This window comes from Pannonibacter sp. CBAS1226 (assembly GCF_055685825.1).
On sequence record NZ_JBVOUO010000006.1, the window covers coordinates 238,328 to 258,718 of the forward strand.

Genomic DNA, 20,391 nt, shown 5'->3' on the forward strand with positions numbered 1-20,391 from the left:
AGCCGAGCCGCCACCGCGCCCAGAAGCCTCACGCGGCCGCCGACTGGTCCTTGCGTTCGGCCGGATAGCCTGCCTCGGTTAAGGCGGCGGGGAGTACCTGCTCGTCCACCTTCGTGGTGACCGTCACTTCGCGGGTGGGTGGATTGGTGGTGACATCAGCCGCCGGATCGACGCTCAGAAGCGCGTTGTTGACCCGGCGCGCGCAGCCGCCGCAAGTCATGTCGGGAGCAGTGAATCGGAACATGCGAACTCTCCTCTGTTGGGCGTTCACGGACAAATCTGGTCCTTGCCACGTTGGCAAGGTCAAGGGTCAACGAGGAAAAATGATATCGCGGCCAAGGCGGCCTTGACCTTCCCATTGTTGGAAGCCCCATCTGGGGTGCAATGGATCAGGAAGGAAGCATGTCAAGACGAACCTTGTTCCGGCGAATTTGCTGCTAGGACCGTCTGACCGCCGCCCGTTCCTGCCGCGCCAGGCCGCTCGGCCCGTCCGTGAACGACGAATCTGGTCATGTCATGGCCAGCTAGACCACTGATCGCCATTGCCTGATCGGCGCTTCTCGCATGCAAAATGTGGGCGATGTGCAGCTCATCGGCTTATAGATCAAGTTTCAGCGGATTTGGGAAGCAATTTGTTCTTGACCTTCCAGCCGTTGGAAGGATTAGGGGTCTGCGACATCTGAACGCCCCATGAAAAATAACAGGAACTCCGGATGTCTACGCTCTCCCCCCAAACGCCGAAGCCTCCGGTGGCTTCGTCACCTGCAAGCACGACATTGCCGCTGGCCGTCATTGCGACGGCTCAGCTCATGGTGGTGCTTGACGATACCATCGCGAACATCGCCCTGCCGACACTCCAGAACGAACTCGGAATGTCGGCTGCGAGCCTGCCTTGGGTGATCAACGCCTACGTTCTCGCCTTTGGTGGACTGCTGCTGTTCGGCGGCAGGTTGGGCGATATCTATGGCCGGCGGCGCATGCTGCAGGCGGGCATGGCGATCTTCACCATTGCTTCCCTGTTCGTCGGGCTTGCCCAGGACAGCATGAGCATAATCGCGTCACGCGGTCTACAGGGCGTGGGTGCGGCGCTGACGGCCCCCAATGCTCTTGCCTTGATCGCGACGACCTTCCCCGAAGGCAAGGCGCGCAACGGAGCGATGGCCGTTTACGGAGCAATGTCCGGCCTTGGTATCATCGCCGGGCTGATCCTCGGCGGGCTGCTGACGGGGCTGCTGGGCTGGCGCTGGGCCTTCTTCATCAACATTCCCATCGGCCTGGCTGTGCTGGCGGGGTCAAGAACGCTTGTCGAGGCGGAACTGCACAAAGGCCGCCCGGACTTCACCGGCGCGCTCACCAGCATTGTGGGCATGGCCGCGCTCGTCTATGGGATCACCCGTGGCGGCGAACATGGCTGGACGGACAGCATCACGCTCGCCTCGTTCGCTACCGCCGCGATCCTGCTGCCGCTGTTCCTGATCTTGCAGTCGCGCAGCAAAGACCCGCTTCTGCCGCTACGTCTGTTCAAGGAGCGCAACCGGGCGGGTTCCTACCTCGCCATGCTGCTGCTGGGCTTCGGTCCGATGGGGATGATCTATCTGCTGACGCTCTATTTGCAGCACATCCTCGGCTACAGCCCGATCATGACCGCGCTGGCGTTCCTGCCATTCGGTGCGGGTATTATCGTTGGGGCCATTGTCAGTTCCAAGCTTGTCACGCGGTTTGCGCCGCGCGAGGTGGCAGCGCCCGCCGCACTGATCGGTGGCGCTGCCTTGTTCTGGCTCGCCAATATCGGACAGGAACTCAACTATATGTGGCACTTCATGCCCGCGGCCTTCCTCACCGCTTTCGGTTTCGTGGGGGCCGTGATTGCACTGGCGCTGACCGCCGTCAAAGGCGTGCAGACACAGGAGACGGGCATCGCATCGGCGCTCTTCAACGCCTCGCAACAGATCGGCGTCGCCTTGGGGCTGGCCGTCCTTTCGACCATCGCAGTCTCTGCCACGGCTGGCAGGTTGCCGGGTGCACTCGCCGCCCTCTATCGCGGGCGGGAGACGGGTGACGCCGGGCTAGTGAGATCGGCCAGCGATGCGCTGATCCACGGTTATGGTCTTGCGCTTGCGGGAGCTGGAGCTGCCCTCGTGATTGCCGCAGTCATTGCCGCGGTTCTGGTCAACGCTAAGAGGGGACAGGTTTCTACCGGCACGATCGCTGTCCATTGACAGGATAGTCATTAAGCCTACGGCGCGGTTCCGTGGCGCGCTACCCGCCGTAGGCCTTGCGCAGACGCCTGCTTGGACGAATTGCAAGCGGAGCGGTTGACATACAACATATGAACACATATTCATGTGTTGTATGTCAACCGCATGAGCCCTGAAATGTCCCATTCACACAGCCATGGTCATTCTCATGATGACCATTCCCATGATCACTCCCATGCGCCGACCGTCACGAGCGATAATGAGCGCAAGGTCCTTCTCTCGTTCTTCCTGATCCTCACGTTCATGATCGTGGAGGTGATCGGCGGTCTGATCTCAGGATCGCTGGCGCTGCTCGCCGACGCTGGACATATGCTGAGCGACGCGGCTGCGCTGGCGCTAGCTTATGCCGCCTTTCGGTTCGGACGGCGGGCGGCAGACTCCAAGCGGACCTTTGGCTATCTGCGTTTCGAGGTCCTTGCCGGTTTTATCAACGCAATCACGCTATTCGCGATCGTCGTCTGGATTGTCTATGAAGCCTGGCAGCGCTTTCAGGAACCGCATGTTATCCTCGCGGGTCCGATGCTTGGCGTCGCCATTGCGGGGCTCCTCATCAATATTCTCGTGTTCTGGATTCTGACGCGCGGAGATACCGAGCACGTGAACATCAAGGGTGCCATCCTTCATGTGTTGGGCGACCTCCTCGGCTCTGTGGCAGCGGTTTCAGCGGCCATCGTGATCATGTACACGGGTTGGACGCCGATCGATCCTATCCTCTCGGTGTTTGTCTCCCTGCTGATCCTGCGCGCCGCGTGGAATCTCCTCGGCAAGTCGATACATATCCTGCTTGAAGGTGCGCCAGATAACGCGACGCCCGAGAAGATCGAACGCCATCTTGTCGAGAACATCGCTGGCGTGGCGTCGGTGAGCCACATCCATGTCTGGTCGATCACGTCCGGGCGGACCTTGGCCACCCTACATGTGCGGCCGAAAGCCGATGTCGATGCCCGCTCGGTGGTGCGCGCGGTCGAGCGTGAGTTGAAGTCACAGTTTACGATCGAACATCCGACCATCGCCATCGACTGGAATGACGATGCGGACGCGTGCAGCCTGTCGCAAGCCTCTGCCTTGACCGGGCACGCGCATGGGGATCCACACGACCATGATGGGCATCACCACAACCATGGGCCTGAGCATGTCCACAGCAAGCAGGAGCATGAACGTTGAAGCAAGCCCCGTCCCTGTCGCAGAACGACGTAACCGTACTGGCAGAGACTTTTCGCCTGCTGGGCGATCCCACACGGCTGAGAATTCTGCTCTTTTGTCTGCCGGGTCCAAAGTCCGTCGGCGACATTGTTGAGAGCCTGGAACTGTCGCAGACACTGGTTAGCCACCATTTACGCCTGCTCAGAGGTGCACGGCTCGTCAGGGGGGAGCGTCGGTCAAAGCAGGTTTTCTACGAAGTGGCAGACAGTCACGTGAGCGACATGCTGATCGACATGGCGACCCATATCGACGAGGAGCACTTTGATGACTGACAAACAAGGCTTCTTGGCGATGTGATGCCTGTACCGCTGAAGAGCGGGCCTCTAATGCGTTCGTTGACGCAGGCAGCAGCACTTATCGCCGACACGGCAATCTTCACGCTGCGGTTAAGACCGGGATCTGTAATTTGCAGAGCTTGGCGGTGTTTCCCTTGAGGGTTTCAAGGATCTGTCCGCACTGACGGCTGCGAGCAGCGGTCGTGCTGTATCGGGTTTCACAAGGCCGAACGTTGCATTGACTCGAAGCGGGCTCACTTGCCCATCCGGTAACCTTCGCAGATCGTCCGTCCCTGCGTTCCCTCTCGGGACACCGCCCTCGGATCAGCTTCTGGGCTTCACCGCTGGCAATCAGATTCTACCTCACTTCATGCTTCGAACAAAGTGCCATCGCGCAGCATGGCGTGCATGATGACGGCAAGACGGCGGGCAAGCGCGACACGCGCCTTTCTCAGCCCGCGCCGCTTCGCGATCTTCATGGCCCACCCTTTGAGGGCGAAGCTGCCGCGACTGCGCGTTAGGATCGAGTTGGCCGCTTCGTAGAGCAGCTTGCGCACCATACTGTCGCCTTGCTTGGTAATGCGGCCTGTCCAGTCGACCTCTCCGGATTGATGACGTCGGGGGACCAGTCCGAAGTAGGCTCCAGCCGTTCGTGATTGCCGGAACCGGCCAGCTTCATCGACTGCTGCGGCGAATGCTGCTGAAGTCTGGACACCGACACCAGGGATGCTCATGAGCTGCCTGCAGGATTGCGATCGGTGGGCGAACTCACGCAGCACCAGATCCATTTCCTTGATCTGCTTCATCAGCCCGGTTCTCACGGCAAGCAACGCGGTAATGCTCTGGCCGAGGCCAGGTATATTGGCAGCCTCCATCACACGGTCGATAAACGCCTTGCCCTGACCGGGACCGGGTTTAAAGCCGAAGGTCGCGCACAAGCCCCGGATCATGTTGTCGAGCCGTACCCGGGCTTCGACCAGATGGTTGCGTGCCGTGATGACGCTCCGCACGCCATGAGCAGCGGGCGATTTGACATGCACCTCTTTGTAGAAGCCGGTCCTGGCCAATTGCGCCAGACCGGCGGCGTCATGAGGATCGGTCTTGTTCGCCTTCAATGCTTTCAGACTCTGATGCGCCTGCCGTGCATCGATACAGACGACGGGAACGCCGAGAGAACGCAGACCGTGACAGATCGCCGGCGACATGCGGCCGGTTTCGATCACCGCCCGTTTGACGCCACCAACCTCGCGCAACGCCTGTGCGATCTTGTCGGGAGCGCTCTCGACCTTCATCGAGGCGATCTTCCCGCCATTCTCATCGACAATGCAGACCTGCGTGGTTTCCATCGACAGGTCCAGTCCGGCATAGTGTTTCATGGCTGCTTCCTTCCTTCAGCTTTCGACAGCCAGAAGTGTGAGCCATTTCAGCTCCGAGGGAAGCGGCCACAAATTACCCGATGACTTAAGCAATTTCGGTCTTGACCTTCCAATGGTTGGAGGCCGCACGATCTTGCTTGATACCCGTTTCGTCAATGCAAGGCGGCAGAAATGAAAGACCAAGCGAAGAACCGTTCGTCCGTCGACAAATTATTCGGCTCGCTGATCGCGGAAGGGTACGTTTATGCAGATGATGCCGCGGACCTCGATGATGGTGCCGACATACGGATTCGTTTGGGCTTTCTCCAGACATTGATGTTGGCGACCAGAAGCAAGGTGGCCGCATAATGCGGAAAGGGGTCAAGTGTTCGGATAAAGTCGAGCTTCGCCATCTCCGTTATTTCGTGGCGGCGGCCGAGCATGGCAGTTTTCGTAAAGCAGGCGCTGCGGTTGGGCGGTCGCAAGCTGCGATCAGTCGGTCCATTGCCAAGCTGGAAGACGAGATCGGCGCCTCCTTGTTTCACCGGCACACGTGGGGCGTATCGCAAACCTATGCCGGCCAGCGATTCCTCATACACGCCCGCAGGGTCATCAGGACTGTTGGAGAAGGCGCTCAAGAGGTTGCCTCCGCAGGTCGTTCTGAAAAGGGACGTGTCCGAATCGGTATTTATTCGTCGATCGCTTCCGGCTTTTTGGCGGAGTTGCTGGAAGTTTACGGCAGGCGACATAGCGCGGTCAGAATCGAAGTGGCTGACGGGAACCCCGCAGAGCATGTCGCAGCGATCCGGCAACTCAATCTCGACGTCGCCTTCATCACTGGAACACGAGACTGGCCGGATTGCGAACGCGCCCTCTTGTGGTCGGAGCGTGTGTTCGTGGTCTTGCCTGGCCATCATGCCTTAGCCAACAGAGAGGAGGTCGTGTGGCGCGATCTGGCCGACGAATCCTTTATCGTCAGCGAGACTGCTCCGGGACAGGAAATCCATGATCATCTGGTGCGGCGGCTCGCGGATCTCGGCAGGCATCCCGAGATCCAGGTGCAATATGTCGGTCGGGATAATCTGGTGCCGCTTGTCGCACTCGGTCGAGGGCTGACTCTGGTGAGCGAAGCCATGACCGTCGCACAATTTCCGGGTGTGGTTTACCGGCCGGTCCTCGGTGAGATCCTGCCCTTTTCGGCCGTCTGGTCGGCGAGCAACGACAATCCCGCCTTCCGTCGGTTTCTCAGTCTGGCGAAAGCAATGGCCGTCAGACCTGCGACTTCGGAGACCGGACGGAGCGCCGTGCTTTCGTGAATCCCCTGTCGGTGGCGATAAAGCGCTCCAACATAGGCGCGATCAGCCTGACAGGATCAGCGGCGGGCTGGCCCGTCTCGCGGGCCAGTACTTCGGCATAGGTGGCAAGATCGCGATGGAGCGGCCCCGGCAGCTCCACCGTGACCTTGACCGGCTTGTCGTCGGGCAGCGGGCCGAGTTTCAGCTTGGTCATGGTCAACCTCCTCCGTTGTCAAATACTAAATCTCGGGTCACAATTATCCTGACCGGGAAGCCCGGCCGGATGGTGAGCGTCGGCGCGACCTGCAACTGGCGCTGCACGATCTGCTGCCCGGCCTGATTGACGGTATCCTGTGCGCCGTCGCGGATAGCCCGGATCAGCCGGTCCTCGTCGCTCGTCGCCAGCTCCGTGCCGACCGCGAGCAGCGTGGACAGCCCTGCGGCCTTCATCAGATCCCACCAGTGATAATCGACGCCATCCTCAAGGCCAGCGTAACCGCTGGCGTCCGCGCCCGGCAGGCGCTCCAGAACGATGGAGCGTCCGCCGGGCAGGATCAGGCGATTCCACACCAGCAACACCCTGCGCTGGCCGAAGGTCACGCCGTCATCGTATTGGCCGATGATGCGTGTCCCCTGCGGGATCAGAAGCAGGCTGCCGGTTGGGCTGTCATAGACGTTTTCGGTCACCTGCGCCGTAATCTGGCCGGGAAGATCGGAACGGATGCCGGTGATGAGCGCGGCCGGAATGACGGCGCCCGCCTGAAGGATATAGGGCGAAGCGGGCGGCGTGACGCGATCCGCGGAAACGGTCTGCCGGTCGACCGGGCCATTGAGGAAAGCCGCGTGCCTGTTCTGCCCGGACGCGTCCTGTTGCTGTCCGCCAAGCCCGGCGAGGCCGGGCATGGCCGTTCCCGGTGTCCCGCCAGAGCGCGGGCCGGACTGGAAGAACACGTTGCTGAGGCGGGCCGCCTCTTCCTCGGCGCGCCGGCGTTCCTCTTCGGGATCGACGGCAGGCGTCGTAATGGCAGGTGTCGCTATGGGCTGGCCCCGGTTCTGAGCCTCAACGATCGGGCGGCCGAGATCGCCCGGCAGCGCCGGTCCCAGGATCGGGCCCGTATAGTCGCGCGGCAGGTCGGATAACCCGTCGGCCGTAGGTCGGTTTTCGGTCGAATAGAGTTCTTCGCCGCCCGGTCCCATGTCGCGGGTCTGGAGCGCGTAGATCAGCGCGCCGCCGATGCCGAGAAGTGCAATCGCACCGACGCCCGCCAGCACCTTGCGAGACAGTCGGGTAACGCGGGGCGATTCAGCGCGCAGGCGCATGGGCGCGGCGGTGTCGGTATCGCTCATAAGGACGATGCTCCCGTGGTCGTGCGGGCCGGCTGGGCTGCGGCCTGCCTCTGTTCCATGCGAACGATCCTGACCACCTGCTGGCGGTCGCCGCTGCCAAGGCGCAGTTCGGCCGCGCTGAACAGGCGGTCCACAATCAGGACATTCTGGTGGACACGGCTGTTGACGATCTGCGGCTCGCCATCGGAGCCGAGCACGAAGATCGGCGGCATCTCGCCCTGCACGATGCCGCGCGGGAAGACGACATAGACGCGGCGTCCATCGTCGAAGACGGAAACGGGCCGCCATGGCGGGCTATCGCCTCGCACCTGCAATCCGTAGCGATAGTTTCGGGCCGCTTCGGCCGGGATGACGGGTGCGGTCGGAACGCTCTGGCGCAGGCCTGCCGGTGGCGCGGGATAGGCCCATGCCAGGGAGGGCATGTAGAGCGCTTCCCGCGCGCGCAACTCGATCATGTAGGTGCGCCGGTCGGTGGTCACGACAAGGTTCGTGGAAATGTCCGGTCGCGTCGGCTTCACGAGGATGTGGACACGGCGGGTCGCGCCCGAACCGGATTCGGTGTCGCCGATGATCCATCGTGTCGTATCCCCGGCCGCAATCGGTCCCGCGCCGGTCAGGCTTTCGCCCGGCTCCAGCGCGATATTGGTGATTTGACCGGGGGCTGCATAGACTTGGTAGAGCGCGCCTTCGCTCCACGGATAAATCTGGATGGCGTTGTAATAGCCTTCGCGGCGTGGTTCGACGCGGGCGGCGGCATTGGCGTTTTCGACACGGCCTGCCGGTGTGCTGGCAGCGGTTCCGCCCCGCGCGACTGTCAAGGCAGGCGGGACATGCAGCGGCCGGGGCCGGTCGTCGGTGGCGGCCGCCTGCACGGCGGGCAGCGGCGGAACGTTGTCATCGTAGCTGAATTGCGGTGTTCGGTTGGTCGCGCATCCCGCAAGTATGGTCGCGGAAAGCAGCAAAGCCGCGAAAGGGGGTTTACGGAAAACCGGTAGCCCGGCTTTACGGAAAGTCGTGCGGGTCATTGGCTCATCTCCCGCGACCAGTTGATCGCGTTGACATAGATGCCTAACGGATTGGCGCGCAGCCGCTCGGCGTCGCGCGGAGCCTGGATCACGATGGTCAGGATGGCGGTCCATCGCTCGGTGGTAGAAAGCTGGCCGCTCTCGTAATGCCGTTCCGTCCACGCCACGCGGAAACTGTCCGGCGAAGCCCGGATGACGCTCGATACCTCGACAGCGATCTGCTGGCGGCCGACCTTGGTGAACGGGTCGTTGGCGCGGGCATAGTCGTTGAGCGCCGCCGCGCCACGATCGGTGGTGAACTCATAGGCGCGAAGCCAGTTCTGCCGGACGATGATCGCGTCCGCCGGGATCGCGCGGACCTGCTCGATGAAGCGGCCGAGATGGAAGGCGATCTGCGGATCGGTCGGGCGATAATCGGCCGCTGCCGGCGCGACTGCCTGCGCCTGTCCGAGATTGTCGACCTGCACCACCCAAGGCACGACGGTTCCGCGCGCCGATTGCCAGACGAGCGCGGCGGCGAAGCCGGCCGCGAGGATCAGGCAGCCGAAGGCCATATAGCGCCAGTTCTTCGCCTGCACGCGGGCCGAGCCGATGCGCTCGTCCCAGACCTGCGCGGCGCGCTGATAGGGGGTCTCGGGTTCCGGCACCTTGCCGTAATGGGTCGTCGGTCGTTTGAAGAGATTCATGAGCGGTCACTTTCGGAAAGGCTGACGGAGGAGCCGCCGCCGCGGCTGTCGCCGGATCGGACAGCATGAGCAGCAGCGGTAACGCCGTGGCTCATGGCCCGGCCGCGGCGGATCTGCTGTGCCCAGGCTGGCCCATCGGTAGATGGCGAAGTTGATGGCTCGGCAGATGCGCTTGCGCCGACCGTGCCCATAGAGGAACTGCCGCCGGACGCAGCGAACCCGGCTCTTGCACCGTCGGAATAGCTGGATTTGAGGCTGTCGGTGGCTCGGGAGGCGGCGCGTTTCAGGGGCGAAACGGTCGCGGAGGCTCCGGCGCGTGCCACACCTCCAAGGCCGGAGGCGACCCCGGCCGCGCCGGAGCCGCTCATGGAACCAAGGGTATAGGCGGACGAAGCCGCACCGGCTGCCACAGCACTACCACGCGCCAACGCTGCACCGCCCGATAGCGCGGCTGCACCTCCCTTGGCGGCGAGCATGGTCGCACCGCCTGCGGCAACGGCCGCGCCGCCAACCGCAAGGCCAGTGCCGACGGCAGCGCCTGCGCCGAGTTGCGGGCCGCCGGAGACAAGGCCGGTGGCGATACCGGGACCGAAGATGCCCAGGCCGAGAAGGGAGAGTGCGGCGAGCACAATCGCCATGGCGTCGTCGATCGTCGGGGTCGCACCGCCGAAGCCTGCGGTAAACTGCCCGAACAGTGTCGACCCGATGCCGATGATGACGGCAAGAACCAGCACCTTGATGCCGCTGGAGATCACATTGCCCAGCACCCGCTCGGCCATGAAGGCGGTCTTTCCGAACAGGCCGAATGGAATCAGCACGAAGCCGGCCAGCGTGGTCAGCTTGAACTCGATCAGCGTGACGAAAAGCTGGATTGCCAGGATGAAAAAGGCCAGCACCACCAGCGCCCAGGCGAACAGCAGGCACGCGATCTGGATGAAGTTCTCGAAGAAGGCGATCCAGCCCATCAGGTCCGAAATGGATTCCAGCAGCGGGCGACCGGCGTCCAGCCCGGTTTGGGCAACGCGGCCGGGGCGCAGCAGATCGGCAACCGAGAAGCCAGTTCCGGACGCCATGAGCCCGAGCCCGGCGAAGCTCTCGAAGACGATCTGTGCGAGATTGTTCCAGTTGCTGATGAGATAGGCGAAGACGCCGACGAACAGCGTTTTCTTCACCAGTCGTGCAATGATGTCGTCGTCGGTGCCCCAGGCCCAGAACAGTGCGGCGAGCGTCACGTCGATGACGATCAGCGTCGTGGCGATAAAGGCTACTTCGCCGCCGAGCAGGCCGAAGCCGGAATCGATATAGCTGGTGAAGATGCCGAGAAAGTTGTCGATGACCCCCGTTCCGCCCATGTGCTCACGGCCTCCCGTTCTGTTCGGGTGTCGCTGGCGCAGGTGTGCGGCCGAGGAAGCGGTTGCGGGTCTCGGCCCAGATCGCGAGGCAATCGGTGTTGTTGGCCGCAGCTTCGCCCATCTGCTGGCAGCGGCGCTGCCCCTCGCGCAAGGGATCGACCGGAGGCTGGAGCGAGGGAGCGGAAGGCGCCGGGACGGAGACGTCCTCGCGGGTCATCTCGATGATGGTCGCCGTGATGGCCACGGCGACAAATACGATGGCCGCGATCCGTGCCAGCACCTTCCCGTCCATGACTTCCCCTCCCGGCTCAGTTGAACATTCGCGCGTTGCCGGGCTGGTAGCCGGACCCCGGGGTCAGGAAGCGCTCGCGCTGGATGCGTCCCTGTTCGGCTGCGGTGGCGCGTTCGGCCTCGGTCAAGGCGTCCGCCCGGCCATTGGCCGAGATCACCGCGATCAGGTCGGAAAGCTGCTGCGACTGGAGGGCGAGAAGCTGGTTGCCAGCCTGGGTTGCCTGAAGCGCACCGGTCGCGCCCTGGCTCTGGCCGACAAGTGCAGACATTTCGGCGCGGTTGCTGTCGATATTGCCGACGACGCCGGCCTGCACCCGCATGGCGTCCTGCAAGCCGCCGACCGTGTTTTCCCAGCGGGACCGAGCATTCGCTATGAGCTGCTGATCGGTGGCTGTGAGGGACAGGTTGCCATAGTCCTGCTGGAACATCTGGTCGATGTTCTGAACGTCGAACGCAATGTTCTGGGCCTGCCCGAGAAGCTGCTGGGTCCGCTGGACGTTCTGCTGAAGCGCCTGAAGCGAGCTGTGAGGCAGGCTCGCGAGATTGCGGGCCTGATTGATCAGCATCTGCGCCTCGTTCTGAAGCGAGGTGATCTGGTTGTTGATCTGCTCCAGCGTACGGGCGGCGGTCAGCAGGTTCTCCGCGTGGTTGGTCGGATCATAGACGATCCTGCCGAATCCGCCAAAGAAGGCATTGGCCGGGGTGATGAAGACCGGCGCGAGCGCCAGCGGCGCGGCGAGCGAAAGGGCGAGCGCCGAAGCGCTGGCCATGCGGGAAATCTGGGTCTTTGTGCGCGTCATGGGGTAATTTCCTCTTCTTCCAGGGTGAACTCGAACGCGTCGTCATCGAAAATGACGGACGGCAGATCCTCGCTTTCGGTCGCGAGATTGCTGAGGTCGGGGATGAGATCGGCCGCCCATTCGACATCGCGCGCCCGCAGCCAGGCGGCGAGGAACCCGTCACGGCCATGCTCGGTGAGGATTTCGGCAATGAGTGCCTGATCGGATTTGGCGGACGCGGCGCAGAGCGCGAGGCCGACTTCGGACAGGCCCAGCTCGAACAGGCGATTGCCGCGCCGCGACTGGCAGTAGTAATCCCGCTTGGGCGTGGCCCGGGCCAAGATTTCAATCTGCCTGTCGTTCAAGCCGAACCGGCGATAGATCTCCGTGATCTGCGGCTCGACGGCGCGCTCGTTCGGCAGCAAGAGCCGCGTCGGGCAGCTTTCGATGATGGCCGGGGCGATGGCGGAATTGTCGATGTCGGACAGCGACTGCGTGGCGAAGATGACGGAGGCGTTTTTTTTGCGCAGGGTCTTGAGCCATTCCCGCAACTGATCCGCGAACCCCTTGTCGTCCAGCGCGAGCCAGCCTTCGTCGATGATGAGCAGCGTCGGACGGCCATCAAGCCGGTCGCCGATGCGATGAAACAGGTAGGACAGGACAGCGGGCGCCGCGCCAGTGCCGACCAGGCCCTCGATCTCGAACGCCTGCACGTCGGCTGAGCCGAGATGCTCGGCCTCGGCATCGAGAAGGCGTCCATAGGGGCCGCCGACACAATAGGAGCGCAGCGCCTGCTTGAGGTCATTGGACTGAAGCAGCACGGCAAGGCCGGTGATGGTGCGTTCGCCGACCGGGGCGGAAGCCAGCGAGGTCAGCGCCGTCCAGAGATGTTCCTTCACCTCGGGCGTGATCTGGATGTTCTCGCGCATCAGGATAGCGACGATCCAGTCGGCGGCCCAGGCCCGCTCGGCCGTCTCGTGGATGCGGGCCAGCGGTTGCAGCGAAACCGAGGTCTCGGTCGCATCGGTCAGTTCACCGCCGAGATCGTGCCAGTCGCCGCCCATGGCCAGAGCGGAGGCGCGGATGCTGCCACCAAAATCGAAGGCAAAAACCTGCGATCCCGCATAGCGGCGGAACTGCAAGGCCATCAGCGCCAGCAACACCGACTTGCCCGCGCCGGTCGGGCCGACGACGAGGGTATGGCCCACGTCGCCGACATGAAGGGAGAGCCGGAACGGCGTCGATCCTTCGGTCCTGCCATACAGCAGCGGGGGCGAGCTGAAGTGATCGTCCCGTTCCGGCCCCGCCCACACGGCGCTTGAGGGAACCATGTGGGCAAGGTTGAGCGTCGAGACCGGAGGCTGACGAACATTCGCATAGGCATGTCCGGGCAAGCTGCCGAGCCAGGCGTCGACGGCATTGACCGTCTCGACCATGACACTGAAGTCGCGGGACTGGATGATCTTCTCGACCAGCCGCAGCTTTTCGTCGGCGCCGCGGGCGTCCTCGTCCCAGACCGTGACGGTCGCCGTGACATAGGCCATGCCGGCCATGTCGGCGCCGAGTTCCTGCAACGCCATGTCCGCGTCAGCCGCCTTGTTCGCGGCATCGGTGTCCACGAGCGCGGATTGCTCGTTGGTCATCACCTCCTTGATGATCGCCGCAATGCTCTTGCGCTTCGCGAACCATTGCCGCCTGATCTTCGTCAGCAGCCGCGTCGCGTCGGTCTTGTCCATGAGGATGGCGCGGGTGGACCAGCGATAGGGAAAGGCCAGCCGGTTCATCTCGTCGAGCAGGCCGGGGGTGGTCGTGCTCGGGAAGCCTGTGATCGTCAGCACCCGGAGATGTTGATTGCCCAGGCGCGGCTCCAGGCCGCCGGTCAGCGGCTGATCGGCCAGCAGCGCATCGAGATAGACCGGAGTTTCCGGCACGCAGACACGATGCCGATTGGTCGAGATGGTGGAGTGCAGGTAGGTCAGCGTCCCGGCGTCATCGAGCCAGCGGCATTCCGGCATGAAGCCGTCGAGCAGCGCCAACACGCGATCGGTGCGGTCGATAAAGCCGCGCACCAGTTCCCAGGGATTGACGCCCGAGGTTTCGCGGCCCTCGTAGAGCCAGGACTCGGAGCGGGCGGCATCCTCGGCGGGCGGGAGCCACAGGAAGGTCAGGAAGTAGCCCGAGACGAAGTGGCTGCCTTCCTCCTCGAAATCGGCCTTCCGCTCGGCATCGACCAGCGCGGAGGCCGGATCGGGGAACTGGCTGGCGGGATAGGTCGCGGCTTCCGACCGCTGCGCCTCGACAAAGATCGCCCAGCCCGAGCCGAGACGGCGGAAGGCGTTGTTCAGCCGTCCGGCCACAGCGACCAGCTCGGCCGCGACGGCGCTGTCGAGATCGGGACCGCGAAACTTGGCGGTCCTCTGGAACGAACCGTCCTTGTTGAGGACAACCCCCTCCCCGACCAGCGCGACCCAAGGTAGATAGTCCGCGAGGCGGGATGCGGTGCGGCGGTACTCTGCAAGGTTCATCATGGCTCGTGCCTCACACCGAGAGATGGCCGGGGATACGCAGATGGCGGCGCGCGACCTCGACGAAGAGCGGATCGCGCTTGGCTGCCCAGACGGCGGCGATATGGCCTACCGCCCAGATCAGGATGCCGGCGAGCCAGAGCTGAAGACCGAGGCCGACGGCCCCGGCCAGCGTACCGTTCAGGATCGCGACGGAGCGCGGCGCCCCGCCGAGCAGGATCGGCTCGGTCAGGGCGCGATGGACCGGAACGGAAAAGCCCCGCACCGTGTCGAGCGCCTCAAAACTCACCGCCATCAGACCAGCGCCCCGCCGCCGAAGGAGAAGAAACTGAGGAAGAAGGAGCTGGCGGCGAAGGCGATGGAAATGCCGAAGACGATCTGGATCAGACGGCGAAATCCGCCGCCGGTATCGCCAAAGGCCAGCGTCAATCCGGTGACGATGATGATGATCACCGCGACGATCTTCGCCACTGGGCCCTCGACGGATTGCAGAATGGACTCGAGCGGGGCCTCCCATGGCATGGAAGAGCCGGAGGCCCAGGCCGGGGACGTCGTGAGGCTCACCCAGGCGAAGGCCGATGCGGTTGCGATATGGTGGCGGATACGGAAGGCACGACGGATCATGCAGGTTCTCCAGTGTTGTGAGCGGTGTCTGGTTCTGAGAAAGCGGGGGAAATCCGGTAGTCGCCGTCCGGCCCGATCCCTTCGACGCGGGCAAGCTCGGCCAGGCGGCGCGCAGCCCCGCGACCTGCGAGGACGGCCACGAGGTTGATGGTCTCCGCGATCATCGCGCGGGGGACGGTGACGACGGCTTCCTGGATGAGCTGTTCGAGGCGGCGCAGCGCGCCGATGCCGGAACCGGCATGGATGGTGCCGATGCCGCCGGGATGCCCGGTGCCCCAGGCTTTGAGGAGATCGAGCGCCTCGGCGCCGCGCACCTCGCCGATGGGGATACGATCCGGACGCAGGCGCAGCGAAGACCGCACCAGTTCCGACAGAGTGGCGATGCCATCCTTGGTCCGCATCGCCACCAGATTAGGCGCGGCGCATTGCAGTTCGCGGGTGTCCTCGATGATGACGACACGATCCTGTGTCTTCGCTACCTCGGCGAGCAGCGCATTGGTCAGCGTGGTCTTGCCGGTGCTGGTGCCGCCTGCAACGAGGATGTTGGCGCGGGAAGAAACGGCCGCGCGGAGCGTTTCCGCCTGATCGGCGGACATGATGCCGGCGGCCACATAGTCATCAAGGGTGAATACGGCGACCGCGGGCTTGCGGATGGCGAAGGCGGGCGCGGACACGACCGGCGGCAGCAACCCCTCGAAGCGCTCGCCGGTTTCGGGCAGTTCGGCCGAGACGCGCGGGCTGCGCGCATGGACTTCGACGCCGACATGGTGGGCGACCAGCCGCACGATGCGCTCGCCGTCAGCGGCGGACAGTATCTCGCCTGTATCGGCCAGCCCTTCGGACAGCCGGTCCACCCAGATGCGTCCGTCGGGGTTCAGCATGACCTCGACGACAGACGGGTCTTGCAGCAAGGTTGAGATGGCAGGTCCGAGCGCTGTCCGGAGCATGCGCGCGCCGCGGTCCACATTTGCCTGTTTGTGGTTGATGCCTGCCATCTCGTCCCCGTTCCACCGGGGAGGCGAGAGACGATCCCCGGATGGGGATCACTAAAAGAGACACAAAACAGGTCGTTTCAACAAGTTTCGGTCGTCGTAGTAGTGTGGGATAAAATTACAGGAGAACGGCGGTGTGTCTGAGCAGTCGGATGATCCGCAGGCACACCGGCATGCTCTCGACTGATTCGACTGGCTCGTGGCGTCAGGCCGCCTCGCCGGGACCGAGCCGGCGTTCGCCCCAGGTGGTCCGCTCTCGGAAATCATGTCGCAAGTGGCTTAGCACTTGCGATAAAGACTTGTGAAACGAAAAGCCGCGACTTTCCGGGTGCAGCCGATCTATTGCGGGTTTCAGGAATTGCGCGAGATTGACGCGTGCGCGCTCCATCTATAAGCAATAATTTCAACAAAACATGAAACGTTGAAATGATATGGACGAAAACGACGCGCTCGCGGGCTTCGCCGCGCTCTCTCACGAGGACCGCTTGCGGATAATCCGCATGTTGGTCGTCGCCGGCGCTGACGGCATGGCCGCTGGTGCCATCGCCGGCGCGCTCGATAATGCGCCGCCGTCGCGCGTCTCCTTCCATCTCAAGGAACTGGAGCGTGCCGGACTCGTGCAGGGGCGGCGAGATGGCAAGTCGATCATCTACAGCGCCAACTGGCCGGCGCTCTCCGATCTCGTCGCCTTTCTCATGCACGACTGCTGCGAGGGCCACTGCAAATATTGCGATCAAGCGATTGCCCTATTCGCAAAATGCGAGGGTCGCCCAACCGGGCCGATCTGCTGCGACTAGAACTGGCCGTGCAAAAAATCCTCGCTTTCGTTGAAAACAACCTTCTGCTGCTGACCGTCGCGACGGCCGCGCTCGGCCTGCTGGTGCCTTCGGTCGGAATCATCCTTGAAAGCGGCATAAGCCCGCTTTTGGCCCTGCTGATGCTAGTCATCAGCCTGACCTTTGACGCTCATGCCGTAAAGCTGGTTTTCCGGAAGCCGAGCCGGCAGCTTTGGGCGCTTGGCCTCGTCTATGGTCCCATGTCGCTCGCCGGATGGCTCACCGGGCGGCTGTTCTTCGGCTCTGGGCCGCTGGCCGCCGGTCAAACCCTTGTCGGCACTCTGCCGACTGACGTTTCCGCTCCGTTGCTGGTCCTGCTCGCACGCGGCAATGTCGCCCTCGCGGCGGTCCTCAATGCGGTCAACACAGTGCTTTCGCCCTTCATCGTGCCGATCCTGTTCCTGCTTCTCACCGGAATCGAGCTGCAAGTTCCCATCGGGGCGGTCATCATGGAATTAGTGCTGATCGTGGTGCTGCCGACCGTGATCGGGGTCTACCTACGCACGCGATACCCGGAAGCGGTCGGCCGACACGATGGCCTCTATCCCTCTCTTGGTTCGGTGCTCTACCTGCTCCTGCTTCTGGCGGTCGTGGGTCCAAACGCCGAAACAATCCTCGGCTATGGCTGGTTCGCCCTCCTAATCGCGCTGGCCGCGCTCACGCTGAACCTGATCGGCTATGCGGTCGGGTCCATCGCAAAAGTCTTTGTGGCCGACCGGCAAGAGCTGATCGCCTACCTGTTCACGGTGAGCAAAAAGGAGTTCTCCATTGCGGCGGCGTTCGTAGCGGCGTCCGGGTTGCCCTCGGAAATCGCCGTGCCTGCCGCCTTCTTCGCTGTGATCCAGATGATTACGTCACCGATCGCCGCAAAGATTTTGGCATCGAGAGGCCCGGCGCTGCGGTGAGCAGTCATTAGGTTCTGGCTGGCAGCGGAGACAGGCTCTCTATTATCCTACAATCTGCGACCAGCCCGCATCCACACTGGTCTATCATCCTGTCCAGTTCCGACTTGAGCGCAGTTAGGTCTTCGATTTTTCGCTCGACTTCCTTCCGGTGCTCCTTTGCGATCGCATCAATCGCCGCGCAGGACTGCGAACGATCGTCGGCCAGCTTGAGAAACTCCCTGATCTGATCGAGCGAGAAACCAAGCTCGCGCGCACGCCTGATGAAGCTGAGGCGGTTGAGGTGGCCCGGCTCATATGCACGGTAGTTGCCATCGGTACGCGAGGGTGCGGGCAGGAGACCGTTCTTCTCGTAGAACCGGATCGTCTCGACCTTGGTCCCCGTTCGTCTAGCCAATTGGCCGATCATCAGAATTCTGTCGTTCATCTCTTGACCCTATAGTGACTACAGGGTCTATCTACAATGTCACATCGGGAAAGTCGAGGTGACATCATGGCGGCAGCGAACCCTTACAGACTGCGCGTAGAAGGCATGGACTGCGCCTCTTGCGCGTTGAAAATTGAAACGGCGATGCAACGCTTGCCGGGCGTTAGCGACATCAATGTCAGCTACGCCAACGAGACGCTTGCATTGCAACTCGATGAAGACCGTACGGCCCTCGGCACCATTGAGCAAAAGATCCGATCGCTCGGCTACACACCAGTGATCGAGCAGACCGAGGCAAAGGCGAGCCCACCTCGGAAACGCATCACAGAGGCATGGTGGAAAGGCAACAAGGGTCGGCTTGTGCTCCTTACCGGCGCGTTGTTCATCCTTGCCTTCGCCCTCGCGCGTGTCCTGCCCGAATCGGAGCAATGGCTATACTCAGGCGCTGCATTGATCAGCGTCATCCCGTTTGCGAGGCGGGCGGTCGCCGGCGCGATGTCAGGCTCACCCTTCACCATCGAGACGTTGATGACGGTCGCGGCACTCGGCGCGGTCGCCATTGGCGAGGCCGAAGAAGCTGCTGTCGTGATCTTCCTGTTCGCAGTGGGCGAATTGCTTGAAACGGTCGCGGCGGGCCGTGCGCGTGCTGGCATCGAGGCGCTGATCGATCTGGTGCCCCGCGTCGCATTCCGCGAACGTGATGGTGCCGTTGAGAAGATCGACGCCGAAGATCTGGCCATCGGCGATGTCGTGGTCGTTCGGCCAGGGGACCGTGTGCCGTCTGACGGCACGGTGATTGACGGTGTATCTGAGGTCGATGAGGCGCCCGTGACAGGCGAATCCGTGCCCGTGCTGAAAGAAGCCAGCGCAAACGTCTATGCCGGCAGCATCAACGCCAATGGAGAGCTGCGCGTAGCGATCAGCCATGTCGCGGCCGACAACACCATCGCCCGCATTATCCACATGGTCGAGGAAGCCCAGGAATCAAAAGCCCCAACGGCGCGTATGATCGACCGTTTCAGCCGCTGGTATACGCCGGGCGCGATGGTCGTCGCGGCTCTGATTGTTGTCGTGCCGCCGCTCGCCTTCGGCGGTGACTGGATGACATGGGTGTATCGGGGTCTCGCGACGTTGCTGATTGCTTGTCCCTGCGCGCTCGTGATTTCCACACCGGCGGCTATTGCCTCGGGTCTTGCCGCCGGTGCGCGTCAGGGACTGTTGATCAAGGGCGGCGCGGCGCTGGAAACACTTGGCAAGGTCGTAACCGTTGCCTTCGACAAGACGGGAACGCTGACGCGTGGCCATCCCCAAGTGACGGACATTGTGCCGATCAACGGTGATGAGAACTCCGTCCTTGCCACCGCAGCGGCCGTCGAGCGCAGCACCAGCCATCCTCTCGGGATTGCAATCGTGGAGGCGGCAAAGGTGCGGGGGCTCGAACTGCCCGCCACCTTCGGGGGCGGCGTTGCCACACCTGGCAAAGCGGTCACAGCGCGGTTGAAGGACGGCTTCGCTTCGGTCGGGTCTCCCCGTCACGCCGCCGAACAAACGGGCCTCGAAGAGGGCATCGTTGAGACGATCACCGAGCTGGAGAGCCAGGGCAAGACGGTCGTCGTGCTTATGAAGGACAAGACCATCGAGGGATTGATCGCATTGCGCGACGAGCCGCGCGACGACGCTATCGAAGGTGTGAAGCGGCTGACAGATCGCGGCGTGCGCCCTCTGATGCTGACGGGCGACAACAAGCGCACGGCCGACGCCATCGCGGCTCATCTTGGCCTTGAGGCGAGCGCCGAACTTCTGCCCGACGCCAAGCTCGCCGAGATCGGCCGCCTCAGGGCTGATGGACCGATTGCCATGGTGGGAGACGGTATCAACGACGCTCCGGCGCTCGCTGCTGCCTCCGTTGGCGTTGCCATGGGTGCGGGCACCGACGTTGCTCTGGAGACCGCCGATGCCGCGCTGCTAAGAAACCGGGTGACAGGTATCGCTGATCTCATCGGATTGTCGCAGGCGACGCTCGGCAATATCTGGCTGAATATCGCAATAGCGCTTGGTCTGAAGGCTGTCTTCCTCGTGACCACTTTATTCGGCATTACCACACTCTGGATGGCGATCCTCGCCGATACGGGCGCTACGGTCCTCGTTACGGCCAATGCGCTGCGCCTGCTGACCTGGCGCGGCACCCGCGACAAATGAGCTTGAACAGTGCGCACATG

The 20,391-nt window shown here is 63.0% G+C and carries 22 protein-coding genes; 8 read left to right on the top strand and 14 right to left on the bottom strand.

All coding sequences use genetic code 11. The annotated features are described in order from the left end of the window. Nucleotides 1-28 precede the first annotated feature (28 nt). The gene (locus AC0CMF_RS17720) at nt 29-244 is read right to left on the bottom strand and encodes a heavy-metal-associated domain-containing protein (RefSeq protein ID WP_012092671.1); all 216 of its coding nucleotides are present in this window, start codon (nt 242-244) and stop codon (nt 29-31) included. 469 nt (nt 245-713) lie between these two features. Here AC0CMF_RS17720 and AC0CMF_RS17725 point away from each other — a divergent pair, with 469 nt between their 5' ends. The 3 genes from AC0CMF_RS17725 (at nt 714) to AC0CMF_RS17735 (ending at nt 3,733) form a co-directional block, all read left to right on the top strand. Beyond that, on the top strand, nt 714-2,219 hold the full coding sequence (locus tag AC0CMF_RS17725) for an MFS transporter (protein ID WP_374628863.1): 1,506 nt from the start codon (nt 714-716) through the stop codon (nt 2,217-2,219). A 156-nt stretch (nt 2,220-2,375) separates the two neighbouring features. Next, nucleotides 2,376-3,422: a cation diffusion facilitator family transporter gene (locus AC0CMF_RS17730; RefSeq protein ID WP_122520904.1), complete on the top strand. Its 1,047-nt coding sequence runs from the start codon at nt 2,376-2,378 to the stop codon at nt 3,420-3,422. Beyond that, nucleotides 3,419-3,733, top strand: a complete 315-nt coding sequence (locus tag AC0CMF_RS17735) for an ArsR/SmtB family transcription factor (protein WP_122520906.1) — start codon at nt 3,419-3,421, stop codon at nt 3,731-3,733. Before AC0CMF_RS17730 ends, AC0CMF_RS17735 begins: the two co-directional genes overlap by 4 nt. Before the next feature lie 371 nt (nt 3,734-4,104). On the opposite strand, the gene AC0CMF_RS17740 is transcribed toward AC0CMF_RS17735, so the two are convergent. Next, on the bottom strand, nt 4,105-5,112 hold the full coding sequence (locus tag AC0CMF_RS17740) for an IS110 family RNA-guided transposase (protein WP_122520908.1): 1,008 nt from the start codon (nt 5,110-5,112) through the stop codon (nt 4,105-4,107). A gap of 171 nt (nt 5,113-5,283) precedes the next feature. Here AC0CMF_RS17740 and AC0CMF_RS17745 point away from each other — a divergent pair, with 171 nt between their 5' ends. Then, on the top strand, nt 5,284-5,460 hold the full coding sequence (locus tag AC0CMF_RS17745; protein ID WP_012092667.1) for a hypothetical protein: 177 nt from the start codon (nt 5,284-5,286) through the stop codon (nt 5,458-5,460). Next, entirely contained in the window at nt 5,460-6,407 is a 948-nt protein-coding gene (locus AC0CMF_RS17750) for a LysR family transcriptional regulator (protein WP_122520910.1), read from the top strand. The genes AC0CMF_RS17745 and AC0CMF_RS17750 overlap by 1 nt, the downstream gene beginning before the upstream one ends. Here the strand turns inward: AC0CMF_RS17750 and AC0CMF_RS17755 are convergent. Genes AC0CMF_RS17755 through trbB form a run of 11 tightly spaced genes read right to left on the bottom strand, consistent with a single transcriptional unit; the run spans nt 6,361 to nt 16,010 of the window. Continuing rightward, nucleotides 6,361-6,600 carry a DUF2274 domain-containing protein gene (locus tag AC0CMF_RS17755; RefSeq protein ID WP_353392194.1) on the bottom strand — a complete coding sequence of 80 codons (240 nt, stop codon included), beginning with the start codon at nt 6,598-6,600 and terminating at the stop codon, nt 6,361-6,363. The two genes, AC0CMF_RS17750 and AC0CMF_RS17755, sit on opposite strands and share 47 nt — an antisense overlap. A 2-nt stretch (nt 6,601-6,602) precedes the next feature. Then, nucleotides 6,603-7,733 (bottom strand): TraB/TrbI/VirB10 family type IV secretion system protein, encoded by a 1,131-nt coding sequence (locus AC0CMF_RS17760; RefSeq protein ID WP_122520914.1) that lies wholly within the window; start codon nt 7,731-7,733, stop codon nt 6,603-6,605. Then, nucleotides 7,730-8,758, bottom strand: a complete 1,029-nt coding sequence (gene trbG, locus AC0CMF_RS17765; protein ID WP_122520916.1) for a P-type conjugative transfer protein TrbG — start codon at nt 8,756-8,758, stop codon at nt 7,730-7,732. Before trbG ends, AC0CMF_RS17760 begins: the two co-directional genes overlap by 4 nt. Beyond that, nucleotides 8,755-9,444, bottom strand: coding sequence for a conjugal transfer protein TrbF (gene trbF / locus AC0CMF_RS17770; protein WP_122520919.1), 690 nt, complete (start codon nt 9,442-9,444; stop codon nt 8,755-8,757). Before trbF ends, trbG begins: the two co-directional genes overlap by 4 nt. Further along, nucleotides 9,441-10,796, bottom strand: coding sequence for a P-type conjugative transfer protein TrbL (trbL, locus tag AC0CMF_RS17775; protein WP_122520921.1), 1,356 nt, complete (start codon nt 10,794-10,796; stop codon nt 9,441-9,443). Before trbL ends, trbF begins: the two co-directional genes overlap by 4 nt. A gap of 4 nt (nt 10,797-10,800) precedes the next feature. Next, nucleotides 10,801-11,088: a putative entry exclusion protein TrbK-alt gene (gene trbK-alt, locus AC0CMF_RS17780; protein WP_122520923.1), complete on the bottom strand. Its 288-nt coding sequence runs from the start codon at nt 11,086-11,088 to the stop codon at nt 10,801-10,803. A gap of 16 nt (nt 11,089-11,104) precedes the next feature. Then, entirely contained in the window at nt 11,105-11,887 is a 783-nt protein-coding gene (trbJ, locus tag AC0CMF_RS17785) for a P-type conjugative transfer protein TrbJ (protein WP_122520925.1), read from the bottom strand. Continuing rightward, nucleotides 11,884-14,394 carry a conjugal transfer protein TrbE gene (gene trbE, locus AC0CMF_RS17790; protein WP_353392189.1) on the bottom strand — a complete coding sequence of 837 codons (2,511 nt, stop codon included), beginning with the start codon at nt 14,392-14,394 and terminating at the stop codon, nt 11,884-11,886. Before trbE ends, trbJ begins: the two co-directional genes overlap by 4 nt. Nucleotides 14,395-14,404: 10 nt before the next feature. After that, nucleotides 14,405-14,686: a VirB3 family type IV secretion system protein gene (locus tag AC0CMF_RS17795; protein WP_122520929.1), complete on the bottom strand. Its 282-nt coding sequence runs from the start codon at nt 14,684-14,686 to the stop codon at nt 14,405-14,407. Then, a complete protein-coding gene (locus tag AC0CMF_RS17800; protein ID WP_122520931.1) occupies nt 14,686-15,015 on the bottom strand; it encodes a TrbC/VirB2 family type IV secretion system protein in 330 nt (109 codons plus the stop codon). Before AC0CMF_RS17800 ends, AC0CMF_RS17795 begins: the two co-directional genes overlap by 1 nt. Further along, a complete protein-coding gene (gene trbB / locus AC0CMF_RS17805) occupies nt 15,012-16,010 on the bottom strand; it encodes a P-type conjugative transfer ATPase TrbB (protein ID WP_122520933.1) in 999 nt (332 codons plus the stop codon). Before trbB ends, AC0CMF_RS17800 begins: the two co-directional genes overlap by 4 nt. Nucleotides 16,011-16,438: 428 nt before the next feature. On the opposite strand from trbB, the gene AC0CMF_RS17810 reads away from it, so the two are divergent. Together AC0CMF_RS17810 and AC0CMF_RS17815 are read left to right on the top strand one after the other, a co-directional pair. Then, a complete protein-coding gene (locus AC0CMF_RS17810) occupies nt 16,439-16,804 on the top strand; it encodes an ArsR/SmtB family transcription factor (RefSeq protein ID WP_122520935.1) in 366 nt (121 codons plus the stop codon). Between the two features lie 8 nt (nt 16,805-16,812). Beyond that, nucleotides 16,813-17,748, top strand: a complete 936-nt coding sequence (locus tag AC0CMF_RS17815; protein ID WP_122520937.1) for a bile acid:sodium symporter family protein — start codon at nt 16,813-16,815, stop codon at nt 17,746-17,748. A gap of 7 nt (nt 17,749-17,755) precedes the next feature. Here the strand turns inward: AC0CMF_RS17815 and AC0CMF_RS17820 are convergent, their stop codons facing one another. After that, on the bottom strand, nt 17,756-18,172 hold the full coding sequence (locus AC0CMF_RS17820; protein ID WP_012092652.1) for a MerR family transcriptional regulator: 417 nt from the start codon (nt 18,170-18,172) through the stop codon (nt 17,756-17,758). A 66-nt stretch (nt 18,173-18,238) separates the two neighbouring features. On the opposite strand from AC0CMF_RS17820, the gene AC0CMF_RS17825 reads away from it, so the two are divergent. Then, complete coding sequence (locus tag AC0CMF_RS17825) at nt 18,239-20,371, top strand: heavy metal translocating P-type ATPase (protein WP_122520939.1); 2,133 nt, start codon at nt 18,239-18,241, stop codon at nt 20,369-20,371. The last annotated feature ends 20 nt before the right edge of the window (nt 20,372-20,391 follow it).

Bases quoted from the DNA above. Each gene is read 5' to 3' on its own strand.
- AC0CMF_RS17745 (WP_012092667.1), top strand. From the start codon at position 5,284: ATGAAAGACCAAGCGAAGAACCGTTCGTCCGTCGACAAATTATTCGGC.
- AC0CMF_RS17795 (WP_122520929.1), bottom strand. From the start codon at position 14,686: ATGGCGGTGAGTTTTGAGGCGCTCGACACGGTGCGGGGCTTTTCCGTT.
- AC0CMF_RS17820 (WP_012092652.1), bottom strand. From the start codon at position 18,172: ATGAACGACAGAATTCTGATGATCGGCCAATTGGCTAGACGAACGGGG.
- AC0CMF_RS17720 (WP_012092671.1), bottom strand. From the start codon at position 244: ATGTTCCGATTCACTGCTCCCGACATGACTTGCGGCGGCTGCGCGCGC.
- AC0CMF_RS17740 (WP_122520908.1), bottom strand. From the start codon at position 5,112: ATGAAACACTATGCCGGACTGGACCTGTCGATGGAAACCACGCAGGTC.
- AC0CMF_RS17750 (WP_122520910.1), top strand. From the start codon at position 5,460: ATGCGGAAAGGGGTCAAGTGTTCGGATAAAGTCGAGCTTCGCCATCTC.
- AC0CMF_RS17730 (WP_122520904.1), top strand. From the start codon at position 2,376: ATGTCCCATTCACACAGCCATGGTCATTCTCATGATGACCATTCCCAT.
- trbB (WP_122520933.1), bottom strand. From the start codon at position 16,010: ATGGCAGGCATCAACCACAAACAGGCAAATGTGGACCGCGGCGCGCGC.
- trbF (WP_122520919.1), bottom strand. From the start codon at position 9,444: ATGAATCTCTTCAAACGACCGACGACCCATTACGGCAAGGTGCCGGAA.
- AC0CMF_RS17825 (WP_122520939.1), top strand. From the start codon at position 18,239: ATGGCGGCAGCGAACCCTTACAGACTGCGCGTAGAAGGCATGGACTGC.
- AC0CMF_RS17810 (WP_122520935.1), top strand. From the start codon at position 16,439: ATGGACGAAAACGACGCGCTCGCGGGCTTCGCCGCGCTCTCTCACGAG.
- trbL (WP_122520921.1), bottom strand. From the start codon at position 10,796: ATGGGCGGAACGGGGGTCATCGACAACTTTCTCGGCATCTTCACCAGC.
- AC0CMF_RS17760 (WP_122520914.1), bottom strand. From the start codon at position 7,733: ATGAGCGATACCGACACCGCCGCGCCCATGCGCCTGCGCGCTGAATCG.
- AC0CMF_RS17725 (WP_374628863.1), top strand. From the start codon at position 714: ATGTCTACGCTCTCCCCCCAAACGCCGAAGCCTCCGGTGGCTTCGTCA.
- AC0CMF_RS17755 (WP_353392194.1), bottom strand. From the start codon at position 6,600: ATGACCAAGCTGAAACTCGGCCCGCTGCCCGACGACAAGCCGGTCAAG.
- trbK-alt (WP_122520923.1), bottom strand. From the start codon at position 11,088: ATGGACGGGAAGGTGCTGGCACGGATCGCGGCCATCGTATTTGTCGCC.
- trbG (WP_122520916.1), bottom strand. From the start codon at position 8,758: ATGACCCGCACGACTTTCCGTAAAGCCGGGCTACCGGTTTTCCGTAAA.
- AC0CMF_RS17800 (WP_122520931.1), bottom strand. From the start codon at position 15,015: ATGATCCGTCGTGCCTTCCGTATCCGCCACCATATCGCAACCGCATCG.
- trbJ (WP_122520925.1), bottom strand. From the start codon at position 11,887: ATGACGCGCACAAAGACCCAGATTTCCCGCATGGCCAGCGCTTCGGCG.
- trbE (WP_353392189.1), bottom strand. From the start codon at position 14,394: ATGATGAACCTTGCAGAGTACCGCCGCACCGCATCCCGCCTCGCGGAC.